The sequence below is a fragment of the Vibrio sp. STUT-A16 genome (genome assembly GCF_026000495.1).
GTDB classification, from domain to species: Bacteria; Pseudomonadota; Gammaproteobacteria; order Enterobacterales; family Vibrionaceae; genus Vibrio; species Vibrio diabolicus.
The window spans coordinates 1,154,054-1,167,047 of the sequence record NZ_AP026766.1 but is presented as its reverse complement, the minus strand read 5'-3'; the positions used below and the strand labels follow the sequence as shown (position 1 = coordinate 1,167,047).

At 45.1% G+C, this 12,994-nt stretch carries 13 protein-coding genes; 8 read left to right on the top strand and 5 right to left on the bottom strand.

Annotation, left to right across the window (positions count from 1 at the left end; translation table 11 throughout):
- Positions 1-61 precede the first annotated feature (61 nt).
- Positions 62-1,090, bottom strand: a complete 1,029-nt coding sequence (locus tag OO778_RS21755) for a LacI family DNA-binding transcriptional regulator (RefSeq protein ID WP_025501411.1) — start codon at positions 1,088-1,090, stop codon at positions 62-64.
- Between the two features lie 249 nt (positions 1,091-1,339).
- Between OO778_RS21755 and OO778_RS21750 the strand changes: the two genes are divergently transcribed.
- From OO778_RS21750 to OO778_RS21740, 3 genes are all read left to right on the top strand, one after another.
- Positions 1,340-1,783 carry a PTS sugar transporter subunit IIA gene (locus OO778_RS21750; RefSeq protein ID WP_005463973.1) on the top strand — a complete coding sequence of 148 codons (444 nt, stop codon included), beginning with the start codon at positions 1,340-1,342 and terminating at the stop codon, positions 1,781-1,783.
- Positions 1,784-1,850: 67 nt separating this feature from the next.
- A complete protein-coding gene (locus OO778_RS21745; RefSeq protein ID WP_104970272.1) occupies positions 1,851-2,138 on the top strand; it encodes a PTS sugar transporter subunit IIB in 288 nt (95 codons plus the stop codon).
- Positions 2,139-2,147: 9 nt separating this feature from the next.
- The gene (locus OO778_RS21740) at positions 2,148-3,404 is read left to right on the top strand and encodes a PTS ascorbate transporter subunit IIC (protein WP_264911633.1); all 1,257 of its coding nucleotides are present in this window, start codon (positions 2,148-2,150) and stop codon (positions 3,402-3,404) included.
- Between the two features lie 122 nt (positions 3,405-3,526).
- Here the strand turns inward: OO778_RS21740 and OO778_RS21735 are convergent, their stop codons facing one another.
- Both OO778_RS21735 and OO778_RS21730 read right to left on the bottom strand, forming a co-directional pair.
- Complete coding sequence (locus OO778_RS21735) at positions 3,527-3,874, bottom strand: hypothetical protein (protein WP_005395359.1); 348 nt, start codon at positions 3,872-3,874, stop codon at positions 3,527-3,529.
- 9 nt (positions 3,875-3,883) lie between these two features.
- Entirely contained in the window at positions 3,884-5,917 is a 2,034-nt protein-coding gene (locus OO778_RS21730) for a S8 family serine peptidase (protein ID WP_046873865.1), read from the bottom strand.
- Positions 5,918-6,383: 466 nt separating this feature from the next.
- On the opposite strand from OO778_RS21730, the gene OO778_RS21725 reads away from it, so the two are divergent.
- The 5 genes from OO778_RS21725 to OO778_RS21705 all read left to right on the top strand — a co-directional run bounded on the left by OO778_RS21725 (position 6,384) and on the right by OO778_RS21705 (position 11,574).
- Positions 6,384-7,640 carry a type 2 secretion system lipase gene (locus OO778_RS21725; RefSeq protein ID WP_005395362.1) on the top strand — a complete coding sequence of 419 codons (1,257 nt, stop codon included), beginning with the start codon at positions 6,384-6,386 and terminating at the stop codon, positions 7,638-7,640.
- 707 nt (positions 7,641-8,347) lie between these two features.
- Positions 8,348-9,691, top strand: coding sequence for an outer membrane protein transport protein (locus tag OO778_RS21720; RefSeq protein WP_264911632.1), 1,344 nt, complete (start codon positions 8,348-8,350; stop codon positions 9,689-9,691).
- Between the two features lie 78 nt (positions 9,692-9,769).
- Positions 9,770-10,489 (top strand): carbonic anhydrase family protein, encoded by a 720-nt coding sequence (locus OO778_RS21715; RefSeq protein ID WP_264911631.1) that lies wholly within the window; start codon positions 9,770-9,772, stop codon positions 10,487-10,489.
- A 78-nt stretch (positions 10,490-10,567) separates the two neighbouring features.
- Positions 10,568-11,119, top strand: coding sequence for a YtfJ family protein (locus OO778_RS21710; protein ID WP_264911629.1), 552 nt, complete (start codon positions 10,568-10,570; stop codon positions 11,117-11,119).
- 20 nt (positions 11,120-11,139) lie between these two features.
- Positions 11,140-11,574, top strand: coding sequence for a hypothetical protein (locus OO778_RS21705; protein ID WP_005393700.1), 435 nt, complete (start codon positions 11,140-11,142; stop codon positions 11,572-11,574).
- 71 nt (positions 11,575-11,645) lie between these two features.
- Here OO778_RS21705 and OO778_RS21700 read toward each other — a convergent pair whose 3' ends face one another.
- Complete coding sequence (locus tag OO778_RS21700; protein WP_005393699.1) at positions 11,646-12,185, bottom strand: NUDIX hydrolase; 540 nt, start codon at positions 12,183-12,185, stop codon at positions 11,646-11,648.
- A 51-nt stretch (positions 12,186-12,236) separates the two neighbouring features.
- Positions 12,237-12,911, bottom strand: coding sequence for a pyrimidine 5'-nucleotidase (yjjG, locus tag OO778_RS21695; protein WP_029800868.1), 675 nt, complete (start codon positions 12,909-12,911; stop codon positions 12,237-12,239).
- Positions 12,912-12,994 lie beyond the last annotated feature (83 nt).

The window sequence follows — 12,994 nt, the reverse complement described above, 5'->3', positions numbered from 1 at the left end:
TCAGAATGTAAAAAGCCTCTCCATATTGAGAGGCTTTTTACATTTATGGAAAGCGGAGGGGTCAGTTAATCGCAGTACTTGCTCGACGCTTTAGCTTAAAGCCCATACTGGTTGGTCTTTCTTCTGGCTCACCTTTGATGGCATGCAACAGTTTTTCTGCCGCCTTGGTGCCCATGCGCTCGTAATCAAATTCTGCCGATGTCAAACTTGGGTAAGCATGCTCCCCCATAGAAGAGCCTTCAAGGCAAATAATGGCAATGTCGGTCGGGACTTTGAGCACGCGGCGATGGCACTCAAAGAGCGCACCAATTGCTATCTCCTCATGGCTACACACCAAAGCATTCAAGCTTGAATCGCGCAGCAATAACTTCGCCAATCCTTCCGCACCCAATTGTGAAGATGGCGCTTCATGAGTCGTCAGAAAATGATCTGGGGTGAGATAGTTTTCAATCATCGCACTTTGCCAACCGTGTAACTGGCGTTGCAACGTTGAGTGATTCCCGCGCGCCCCAATAAAACCAACGTTCTTAAAACCTTGTTCAATCAGGTGTCTGGTACAGGCCTTACCCACTTCGAAGTGATCCACGCCAATGTTGAGATAACTGGCCTTTGAGCTCAGTTCGGTAATCTCTAACACTGGCGTATTTGATGCCTCTAACAGTTGATGCGTTCGCTGACTATGCTCACTTCCAAACAGTACCACGCCCGCAGGACGGCTCTCTAAAAAAGTCGAAAGCAACTTTTCTTCTTGCTCAATCGAGTAGTCGCTGTAACCCAGTAATAATTGATAACCCGCTTTGTTTAACGCCTGTTGGAAGCTTGGTAAGAAATGCGCGCATGCCTTTTCAAACAGTGACGGAATGATTAGAGCGATGGAATAACTTTCTGCAGATGCGAGTGCCCCTGCGGCTTTGTTCGGGATATAGCCGAGCTCATCAACCACTTGTTGAATTTTTTCTCTCAGCTTATCGGATACCAGCTCTGGCGTTCGTAATGCTCGCGACACCGTCATAGTGCCTACGCCTGCTTGTTTGGCGACATCAGCCAAAGTGACATTGCCGGTACTTCTTCGTTTGCGAGGTTCGCTCATTGTTTTTATTTAATGTTCTCTAATTTCAGCTGCGACATCTTATCACAGCGCTTTAATGGTTTTGATATTAGCGCATTAGAACTCGAACACCAGCACATGAAACTTCGATGCCTGATAAAAATGATAGCGCTATCACAATTAATGGTAGCGCTATCAGATAGCGCTACCATTTGTGATCACTCTCAGGTTTTTCTGGCAAATTGATCGATAAAGTACGCAGCAACAAAACAACAAATCGGAAACATTCCAATGCTACGTGAACTGATTACCTCTGATGTCATTCGCATCCATTCTGACGCAACCGACTGGAAAGATGCGATCAGCAAATCTTGTGAAGCTTTGATTGAAAATGGCGCGATAGAACCAAGTTACGTTGAGGCAATTTACCGCTCGCACGAAGAGCTTGGTCCTTACTACGTGGTAGGTCCGGGCATGGCGATGCCACACGCTCGCCCTGAAGATGGCGTTAACCGCTTGTCATTGGCGATCACGGTGATCCAAAACGGCGTCAACTTTAACTCTGAAGAAAATGACCCAGTAAAAATGCTGGTCACGCTAGCGGCAACGGACAGTAATAGCCACGTTGATGCGATTTCGAAACTGGCGGAATTGTTTATGAATGAAGAGCATGTAGAGGCCATCTGCAACGCTCAAAGCAAAGAAGATGTTCTTGCGATCATCGACAAATACTAAGTTTTACTCCTGACATACCCCATTCACAAATGGGTATACCCCCTATAAAAAAGAAAAGGTCTGAATTATGAAAATTATGGTTGTTTGCGGTCACGGTCTTGGTACTAGCCTAATGATGGAAATGAGCATCAAAAGCATCGTAAAAGAATTGAACGTCGATGCCGCTGTGGATCACATCGATCTTGGCTCAGCAAAAGGCACAAGTTGCGACATTTTCATCGCCACAAAAGATATTGCAGAACAGTTGGAAGCACTTGGCGTTGAACAACGTATCGTAGCGCTTGATAACATGGTCGACAAAGTCGCAATGAAAGAGCGTTTATCTTTGGCACTTCAAGAGCTTGGCGCTCTATAAGGTGGCGTTATGGAATTCTTCAGTTTCTTAATGAACGATGTCCTATCAGAGCCAGCGGTTCTGGTCGGTCTCATCGCTCTAATCGGCTTAATTGCCCAGAAAAAACCAGTCACCGAGTGCATTAAAGGCACGGTAAAAACCATTCTTGGTTTCATCGTGCTTGGCGCAGGTGCAGGCTTAGTTGTGAGCTCGCTAGGCGACTTCGCGACGATTTTCCAACACGCATTTGGCATTACAGGCGTGGTTCCAAACAACGAAGCTATCGTCTCTATCGCGCAAGAAGCGTTTGGTAAAGAGATGGCGATGATCATGTTCTTCGGTATGTTAGTGAACATCTTGATCGCTCGCTTCACGCCATGGAAATTCATCTTCCTAACCGGTCACCACACACTATTTATGTCGATGATGGTAGCAGCGATTCTGGCATCTAGCGGCATGAAAGGCGTTCCACTGATCGCGCTTGGCTCTGTGGTTGTGGGTTCTGTAATGGTGTTCTTCCCTGCGATCGCTCACAAGTACATGAAGCAAGTTACAGGTTCTGACGACGTTGCGATTGGTCACTTCTCTACCCTTTCTTACGTGCTCGCTGGCTTTATTGGCAGCAAGTTCGGTAGCAAAGAACACTCTACTGAAGAGATGAATGTCCCTAAAAGCTTGCTGTTCCTACGTGATACACCAGTGGCGATCTCGTTCACCATGGGCATCATCTTTGTGGTGACGTGTTTGTTCGCTGGCGGTGATTTTGTCCGTGAAGTCAGTGGCGGTAAACATTGGTCTATGTTTGCGCTAATGCAATCCATCACATTTGCAGGTGGTGTGTACGTTATCCTGCAAGGTGTACGTATGGTTATCGCAGAAATCGTTCCTGCATTTAAAGGCATCTCAGACAAACTGGTTCCAAACGCAAAACCTGCACTGGATTGTCCGGTTGTGTTCCCATACGCACCAAATGCGGTATTGGTGGGCTTCCTATCTAGCTTTGCAGCCGGTCTAGTGGGCATGTTCCTGCTGTACGTGATGGGTCTTACTGTGATTATCCCTGGTGTAGTTCCACACTTCTTTGTGGGTGCGGCTGCGGGTGTATTTGGTAACGCAACAGGTGGTCGTCGCGGCGCAATCTTGGGTGCTTTTGCACAAGGTCTACTGATTACTTTCCTACCTGTCTTCCTAATGCCAGTACTGGGTGATCTTGGCTTTGCAAACACAACATTCAGTGATGCTGACTTCGGCATTGTAGGTATCCTACTTGGCCTGATTGTGCGCTAAGCTTTTATTCTTGTGAATGCAGAATTAGGCTCGTCGGCATTCATCTCTCAAAGGCTCTAGCAGGAAAAGTACTCAAACAAAACGCCCCTCACGTGAGGGGCGTTTTTCATATTGAGGCTATCTTATTGAGACAACAACTTTCTCGTTGGTTCTTGCTCGGTGTATTCAACGGATTCGTTACCAGATAGCTTATCGACGTCAGCTTGTTCGCCGCTCACCACCAGTACCTGTTGCTTCACCAACGCATCAACCACTTTAAGGTTATGTTGACGAAGAAGCGCTCTCACTTCGCTCTCTTTCCCTTTGTGATACTTAACAAAGTAACGCGTAGGTTGTTGCTCAGCTTGTTCAGAACGTTCATCCACGAGCGGAAATCCTTGATTGTTCGCCAAGCTGGCCGAGCTTAGTCCGATTGCCAATAGTGCGGTAGCACTCACCGCAGACAAAGAAAGTAAGGTCAACTTCTTCATAGCCACTCCTTATTGAAAAGTCAGAGTCCAACTGTTGATTGTGCCTGTGTCTCTTCTGGCACTGTCTACCGCTTTTAGTTCCCAAGAACCTTGTGATTCAAAACCAGAGAAATCCGCTTGGAAAGTGGCTTTGATATCGTTAGCGCTGCCGCCAGTATTATCGTGAAGCACGACTTCTCCACCAGTAGGTGAAGTTAGCGTCACTCGTAGGTCACCGATGTAAGTGTGGCTAATATCAACGTCAATACTTACTGTACCTGAATCACCAGAGCGATCGACATCTACTGCGCTGATTGCGCCAGAAGATTTGTTGTCAGGAATCGCAACAGGGCTGGTGTTTGAGAAGCTAGAGTCCGAAGAGCTACCGCCACCGTCAGGACCGTTACAGCCCGCATCCAAGAATAGTTTCGCCGCTTCCGCATTCACTAGGCCGTGACCTGTGCGGTTGTCTCGTCCAGCGACATCAATGTCTGTTGCCGTTTGAACTAGGGCATTACGTACTTGCGCTGCTGTACACGTTGGGTGGTAACTCCACACCAAGCCTGCTACGCCAGTTACATGAGGTGTTGCCATCGATGTACCATTGTAGTACTCGTAATCTTCACCAGAGGTGGTTGAAACCGTAATTTCTTGACCAACATACCCCAACAGCTCTTGACCAAATGCACGATCAACCGTTACCGAAACCATACGATAAGCGTTGTTTGTGTCTACCAAGAATGGGTTTTGTAAACCAGGTAGTTCAGAGTTGCTGTATACGATTGCCGCTCGCGCACCCGCATTGTAACAAGCCTGAACCGCATCCACTTCTGGGTAGTTACCTGAAGACTGGTTGCCAATACGTTCAGTCAAACAAATTTTGCCCGACATATCACCACAGTTAAAGTTACCGCCAGATACATCACAGCTATCTAGCATTGCTGTTACTGAACCAGCGATTGGATCTGGCACATACGAAGAGCCGTTATTGATCAAACGATTGTGAGGGACAATGCCGCGATCAAATTGGCTTACGCCATTCAAGGTAATATCAGAAAGTTTACCTTCGCCTACCGTAACCGTTGATAAGATCGCCACACCTGGGCCAGAGATCTCAACTTGATCAGTAGATTGCGAGAACGCCGCATGATCATTTTGGTTATCGACAGCAGCAACAGACATAACTGAATCGTAAGAAGCTGGGTAGCTGTGTGCGGTGTTACCGTCATTACCAGCTGCGGCGATTAGCAGAACACCTTGATCGTAAATGTTTTGCAGTGCATTTTGCTCAGTTCGGCTTGATTGACTACCACCAAGACTCATGTTCACAACGTTGGCACCATTATCTGCACACGTTTGGATCGCTTTAACAAGTCCAGATGAGTAACCCCAACCTGATTCGTTAAATACTTTCACGATGTGCAAATTCACATTCTGGTTTGGCATCACACCCTTCACACCTTCGGTGTTGGCAATCGCTGCGATAGTACCTGCAACGTGAGTACCGTGGGCGTTATTGTTACCCGGATCGCTCCATGATCCTGTACCACTATCGTTGGTACCTGCAACACGGTTACCGCTTAGGTCGTTGTGCGAGATGTCGTACCCTGAATCGATAATACATACAGTGCGATTACCAGCATTGAAGTCGTCTAACTGTTGAGCATTAACCGCTTCATAACCCCACGGGGTAGTTTCGCTGAGCAAATAGCGAGGCGGATCGACTTCGACATATTCCACATCACTGCGATTACGAAGTGGTTCTAAGTCATCACCATCCAACTCAACGCTGTAAATGGCGCGATTACCCAGTTTTTCCACCTTACGTGCCTTCACCTGTTGTAAAACAGACTCCTGCGCGATTCGTGGTCCCCAAAATGAGTTACCACCCATTGAAGATCGGCTGACGGCATCTTCTTTGAATTTGACGATGTACTTCGTCGGTAACTTAGATTCATCAAATCCCATTGGTGGAGCCGCAAACGCTGACATAGAAGTGGTCAGTGCTATCGCTACGGCAGACAACGAAAATAAGCCTTGTTTTTTACTTGTTGTGTAGTGCATTTGCCCTATTCCTTATTTGAGCTAATTTTTATTCACTATATTCTCATGAAAAGTCATCACCATGATGTTCGCATGAGAGCTTCAGCTATAGTTTATAGGCCAAAAATGCCAAACAATTTGTTTCATGAATATACAACTTTGTACAAAAGATCATTCAATAAACATTTTTAGTTAACATCAAAAAGCATAAACAAAACCTTATAAAGCAATCACTTAATTAACAAAAAGTGAATGTTAAATTAATGTTAGTGAGTAATTATTCTAAATAACACGCATTTAATCGATTGCTATGCTGAATGGATTTTTTGACTGTGGTGCCAAAACTGAAATATTGAATATTTAGTTGTTGACTGTCTTGAGTATTTACTCAGAATTAGAAGGTTTAGTGAGAAAAATTCTCATCTAAATACTGTTATAGCCGAGCGTATTCACGTATTCGGAACCATAACCATTACAAGAAGAGTGAATGATGAAAAAAACAATCACACTATTAACTGCATTACTTCCGCTTGCCTCTGCCGTTGCAGAGGAGCCAACATTATCACCAGAAATGGTTTCTGCGTCTGAAGTGGTCAGCACGCAAGAAAATCAAACCTATACTTACGTTCGCTGCTGGTATCGTACGAGCCACTCTAAGGATGATGCGGCTACCGACTGGAAATGGGCAAAAAACCAAGATGGTAGTGACTTCACTATCGACGGTTATTGGTGGAGCTCTGTTTCATTTAAAAACATGTTCTACACCAACACTTCACAAAACGTGATTCGCCAGCGCTGTGAAGAAACACTAGATCTGGCGAACGAGAACGCAGACATTACGTTTTTTGCTGCTGACAATCGCTATTCTTATAACCACACGATCTGGAGCAATGATGCTGCAATGCAACCAGATCAAATCAACAAAGTAGTGGCTTTGGGCGACAGCTTATCTGATACAGGCAACATCTTTAACGCTTCCCAATGGCGCTTCCCTAACCCAAACAGCTGGTTCTTAGGTCACTTCTCGAACGGTTTTGTTTGGACGGAATACGTTGCTAAAGCCAAAAACTTACCGCTTTATAACTGGGCAGTTGGCGGCGCAGCAGGTGAGAACCAATACATTGCGCTAACAGGTGTCGGCGAACAAGTTTCTTCTTACTTGACCTACACAAAACTGGCGAAAAACTACAACCCAGCAAACACATTGTTTACGTTGGAGTTTGGTTTAAATGATTTCATGAACTACAACCGTAGCGTGCCGGAAGTAAAAGCGGATTACGCTGAAGCTCTGATTCGTCTAACAGACGCGGGCGCGAAGAACTTCATGTTGATGACACTGCCAGACGCAACCAAAGCACCACAGTTCAAATACTCAACGCAGGAAGAAATTGAAACGATTCGCGCGAAAGTATTGAAAATGAACGAGTTCATCAAAGCACAAGCGATGTACTATAAAGCTCAAGGTTACAACATTTCATTGTTTGATACGCACGCGCTGTTTGAGACGTTAACCTCGGCACCAGAAGAACACGGGTTCGTGAATGCAAGTGATCCTTGTCTGGACATCAACCGCTCATCTTCTGTGGATTACATGTACACCCATTCATTACGCTCTGAGTGTGCGGCATCTGGCGCAGATAAGTTTGTGTTCTGGGATGTGACTCACCCAACCACAGCCACGCATCGTTATGTTGCTGAAAAAATGTTGGAAAGCAGCAATAACTTAGAAGAGTTTCGCTTTTAATAAGACTTTCTTATAAGCTAAACTCTTAATCATCATAAATACGTTGATAATTAAAAATGGCCACGAAATATCGTGGCCATTTTGTTTTCATATACATGAGTCTACTTTATATTTAAATATAGATGAACAATAATTGAAATACAAAATTTCAAGTTATAAGTATTATAAACAAAACTTTTAAATACCAACAAACCAGTAAAATAAAAAATTATTCAATATACTATCCATTTAAATTTAATTATGGTTATTGAATTTAAAGAGGAGTTAAGTGGCAAGTTAAATAAAAAATACCCACATAACACAGGTAAGACCGAGAGGAGTGTGTCATGTGGGTTTAAACGATAGTTCTCTTGCTGATTCGAACTACCAACGTTGGGATGCAATGGAAATACAAATGACTCAGAGTTTCCATCACGGAAACTTTATCGCTGGATTTTCCTCTGTTTGTTAGGGAACAGTCAGCACAATAAAAATAGAGAAGTAATACCGCAAAAATAAAAATAGAGGCTCTGAGTTTAATTTACACGTAAAATAATCACCACATTCACGACATGAACCATTAATACATTCATCAATAAATATTTATTAAGTTAAATTTATTTATTGTCAACATACTGTTAGTTTTACTCCTAAATATACTGGTCAGATTTGTTTATTTTACTGCTTTTCGTTGCAATACAACCTCTAATTAATTCATGAGAAAAAACATGCAGCGACAATTAACTCTTTCACCGATTTATTTATTAATCGGGTTAGCCTCATCGACGGCGTATGCCGGTGGTTTTCAAATTAACGAACATTCGGCGACGGGTCTTGGTCGTGCTTTTGCTGGTGATGCCGTCATTGGTGATAATGCGTCTGTAGTCAGCCGTAACGCCGCAGCGATGACGCTGTTTAAACAAAATGCCTTATCGTTCGGTGTCACTTACGTCAAACCTGACGTTACCGTTAAAAATGCGCAATATCATCAAGCTAACATTAATGCAGATGTCAATGTTGGTATGGGCGGTTTTCCTCCGTCCCCTCAAGTTGACATTACCCCGTCCTTCTCTCAAACCGTGACCGACATTGATGACGTCGATGGCGTTGGTCAACCAGCCGTTGTACCCAATTTTTACTTTATTCACCCTATCAACGACGACTGGTATCTAGGCTTATCGGCATACTCCAACTTCGGAACCGACATGGAGTTTAAACCAAACTATGGCGCACCTGTTTTTGGCGGTGTCACCAGCGTAGCGAGTGTCAACCTTGGCGCAAGCTTGGCATACAAGGTGAACGACCGTCTTAGTATCGGTGGTGGTATTGATGTGATTTACGGCTCTGGTGAGCTGTACCGCGATATGGACGTGGGTGTTTGCGTTGGTGGGAACATCCTTGGAAACGAACTAGAACAACGTTGTGGATCCGTAAAAGGCAACGCACTTGATGTGGAAGCTGGCGGCATTGGGCTTGGTGCGAATATTGGCATGATGTACGAGTTTAACGAACGTCATCGCTTAGGTTTAAGCTACAAGCACAGCCCTAACATTGATGCCAAGGGCGACATCCACTTTGCTGGCGAATCGTACGACTCACTTGCTATGCCGCTACCGGATATTGCGGAGTTTTCCGGTTATCACCGCGTCTTACCTAAATTTGCCCTGCACTATTCTATGCAGTGGATTGGTTGGTCAGCATTTGACAACTTGAAAACTGATGATCAGTTGCTAAAAGATTTTCAGTGGCAAGACTCCGCGCACTACTCCATCGGTGCGACTTGGTACGCCAATGAACGTTGGACACTTCGCACGGGTTACATGTTCGACAAAACACCTGTCGATGAGCTGACTTCGCTTTCTATTCCAGATTCGAACCGTCACTGGTTATCTGCGGGGGCCTCTTACCGATGGTCATCAGATACCACGGTTGACATCGGCATGACGTACTTGATTGGTGAAGATGTCAACGTAGAAGAGTACGCGTATGAAGGTGTTCCTGCACCGATGGTGACGGGCGTTACCCATTCAAATGCGTTCCTAATTGGTGCCCAGCTCAGCCACCGTTTCTAATTTGTCAGGCAGTGATCAAACCTCTAGGTCATTGCCTTGTAACAACGCTTATCAAAGCGACCGAACAGAGACATTATTATGAACAAAACACTACTTGCTTTTTCACTCTCACTTCTCACTCTAGGCGCGGCTCAGGCTTCGGAATGGGGCTATGGCAATGACAAACACGGGCCAGAGCACTGGGGAGAAATCGCCAAAGACTGCGCAACCACGAAAAACCAAAGCCCAATCAACATCGACAACCCAGCCGATGCAAAACTGGAAGCACTGAACCTTTCGTACACTGGTCAGGTCATTGGTTTAACCAACAATGGTCATACGCTGCAAGCGCAAGTGAACGGACGTAACAGCTTCACCATCGATGGCGAGACGTTCGAGCTGCAACAGTTCCATTTCCACACACCTTCAGAAAACCAAATCAAAGGCCGCCAATATCCACTTGAAGCGCACTTTGTGCACGCCAACGCAGACGGCGAGTTGGCGGTAATTTCGGTGATGTTTGATGCTGGCGATCAAAACGCAGCACTGTCTAAACTGATCAGCGCAATCCCACAAGAGAATCAAACCACGTTCTTTAAAGATACGTTTGAGATTAACGACTTACTGCCAAAAACTGCAAACTACTATCGATTTAACGGCTCTTTAACCACACCACCATGTTCAGAAGGTGTGCGCTGGTTTGTGCTTAAAGAGACTCAAACCTTATCCAAAGATCAAGCCGCGAAACTGATGGAAGTCATAGGACAAAACAATCGTCCGCTGCAACCGCTAAATGCGCGCGTTGTACTTTCTAACTAATCGCCAAATCCGATAAGGGGCATCGTATTTGCCCCTTATTTTGATTCGCTCTAACCTCACTTCGTTACAGGAATCTCAATGAAAACTCCATCTGTTCTGTCACTCTTACTCGCACTCGCCCCGACACTCGCCTTCTCTCATAACCTTTCTGTCGGTCAAACTACCCCATCCGTCAGCATTGATACCTATGGCGAAATGACGCTGCAAGGAGACGATGTGGCTTATCAACCTTGGGCAACTCAGCAGATGTTAGGCAAAGTCCGTGTGATACAAGCCATTGCAGGTCGTAGTAAAGCTAAAGAGATGAACGCGCCGCTGATGTCAGCAATCACTGCCGCTCACTTTCCTGAAGATCAGTATCAGACCACGACCGTGATCAACCAAGAAGACGCCATTTGGGGAACCGGTATATTTGTAAAATCGTCGGCAGAGGACAGCAAAAAGACATTCTCTTGGTCTTCCATGGTGTTAGACAAAAATGGCGTATTAGCAACAACTTGGGATCTACAGCAAGAAAGTTCTGCGATTATCGTACAAAATAAACAAGGCGAAATTTTATTCGTGAAAGAAGGGGCTTTAACTCAAGACGAAGTCACACACGTCATCGAACTGATTAAACAGAATATCTAAACCTAAGGTAAGGAAAAGCTATGAAACTGTTCAACACCATCGCACTCTGTCTTTTAGCGGCTGTAGCCTCTTTCCAATCGGTTGCTGGAGACAACGATTGGGACAAGATTGCAGATAAAACCGTCAGTTTTAAATCGGAAACCGACACAGTCAATCCACTGTCACCATTTGCTAACGCTCGTTTCAGCCACATCAAAATCAAATGTACGCAAGGTACGGTCGATCTGAAAAGCGTTAAAGTGATCATGAAAGATGGTCAGGAAAAGACGTTCGACAGTTTAGGTGTTCTGACTAAAGGCATGTCATCAAGAAGCTTAAGCCTACCAACGAAAGATAACGCGAAATTAGACAAGATCGAGTTGAACTATGAATCGGTTGGCAGCACAGCGCTGCAAGTCGCGGGGGTGACCAAGAAAGCGAAAGTAGAAATTTTAGGTAAGAAAATCGACGAGTAAGCGATGGCTCAACGAGCTCTCCCAAACTAAAAACAGCGGCACTAGGCCGCTGTTTTCATTAAAAATTATCATTAAATGAATTTCTTCAGCTTCGCCAAACCATAAGCCGCGATAGTGACACAATCTTTGATCGTGCCGTCGATCATCATTTGTTCGAACTCCTCAACAGAAAAAGCGCGCGTGATCAAATCCTCTTCTTCACTGTCGAGTTGATTGCCCACGTCCGTTAAATCACTGGCGAAGTAGACGTGACATGTCTGATTCAAAAAGCCGTATGCGATAAACTGCGCGCCGACATACGCCATGGCGCTCGCCTGCATGCCCGTTTCTTCACGTAGCTCACCTTTGGCGAGCTCAAGATGATCCGCATCTGGGTTTGATTCCCACGCCCCTTGTGGGATCTCCCAGCAACGTTGACCTACGGTGTAACGGTACTGCTGAACCAAGTGAATCATCCCATTATCGATAGCCAGAATCGCAGCACAATCAGGTTTGTCGACCACACCGTAGATGCCCTCTGCGCCGCTCGGACGTAAAATTTTGTCCTCACGCACCGTCATCCACTTATTCTGGTAAACGACTTTGCTGTCTAGCTGTTTGATGTCTGGCATGGTTATTCCTTGATTTTTCTGAGGGTTACTGCGGAATAATACCCGATTCGGTTACGCCACCAAAATGTTCTTTAGTTCACTCAAAGACTCAACGGTGTAATTTGGTGCGATACGCTCATCGACGCTTGCGCCTGTGGTATTTAACCAGCAAGTTTCAATACCAAAATTATTACCACCCAGAATATCGGAATGCAGGTTGTCACCCACCATCAGTACGCGCGTTTTGCATGGGTTGCCCATTTGCTGCATCGCGTATTCAAAAATACCTAAGTCCGGTTTTGCTACGCCCACTTGTTCAGAGATCACCACTTTATCGAAGTACTCAGTCATCCCTGTGCGCTCAAGGCGAATTGCTTGCAACTCTGTAAAACCGTTGGTGATGATGCCCATTTTAGCTTTGCCTTGCAGCGCTTCCATCAGCTCTTTTGCACCTGGCAACAAACTGCAAATATCGGCCATTGCTTCTAAAAATGCGCTATTGAGATCGGCTGTTGTGGTATTCAACTTCTCAGCCCACTCGGTAAAGCGGTTATGTTTTAGCTCATCTGCCGTTACTTTGCCGTCTTGGTAATCCACCCAAAGCGGTTTGTTTACGGTTTGGTAATGAGCAAAATCTTGTTCAGTAAAATCTACGCCTTTGCGAGAAAACATAAGCTGCAAACCTTTGAAAGCATCAAAGTGGAATAAGGTTTCGTCAGCGTCAAACAGGATCCAATCGTACTTCATTTTCTTCTTCCCAAAATCAAGGTCGTAATACTGGTGCATAGTCTAGATTGTTTTCTTCTTGAAGATAATCTCTATAATTGGAA

Coding starts and splice junctions, on each gene's coding strand:
- OO778_RS21755 (WP_025501411.1), bottom strand. CDS start 1,090: ATGAGCGAACCTCGCAAACGAAGAAGTACCGGCAATGTCACTTTGGCT.
- OO778_RS21750 (WP_005463973.1), top strand. CDS start 1,340: ATGCTACGTGAACTGATTACCTCTGATGTCATTCGCATCCATTCTGAC.
- OO778_RS21745 (WP_104970272.1), top strand. CDS start 1,851: ATGAAAATTATGGTTGTTTGCGGTCACGGTCTTGGTACTAGCCTAATG.
- OO778_RS21740 (WP_264911633.1), top strand. CDS start 2,148: ATGGAATTCTTCAGTTTCTTAATGAACGATGTCCTATCAGAGCCAGCG.
- OO778_RS21735 (WP_005395359.1), bottom strand. CDS start 3,874: ATGAAGAAGTTGACCTTACTTTCTTTGTCTGCGGTGAGTGCTACCGCA.
- OO778_RS21730 (WP_046873865.1), bottom strand. CDS start 5,917: ATGCACTACACAACAAGTAAAAAACAAGGCTTATTTTCGTTGTCTGCC.
- OO778_RS21725 (WP_005395362.1), top strand. CDS start 6,384: ATGATGAAAAAAACAATCACACTATTAACTGCATTACTTCCGCTTGCC.
- OO778_RS21720 (WP_264911632.1), top strand. CDS start 8,348: ATGCAGCGACAATTAACTCTTTCACCGATTTATTTATTAATCGGGTTA.
- OO778_RS21715 (WP_264911631.1), top strand. CDS start 9,770: ATGAACAAAACACTACTTGCTTTTTCACTCTCACTTCTCACTCTAGGC.
- OO778_RS21710 (WP_264911629.1), top strand. CDS start 10,568: ATGAAAACTCCATCTGTTCTGTCACTCTTACTCGCACTCGCCCCGACA.
- OO778_RS21705 (WP_005393700.1), top strand. CDS start 11,140: ATGAAACTGTTCAACACCATCGCACTCTGTCTTTTAGCGGCTGTAGCC.
- OO778_RS21700 (WP_005393699.1), bottom strand. CDS start 12,185: ATGCCAGACATCAAACAGCTAGACAGCAAAGTCGTTTACCAGAATAAG.
- yjjG (WP_029800868.1), bottom strand. CDS start 12,911: ATGAAGTACGATTGGATCCTGTTTGACGCTGACGAAACCTTATTCCAC.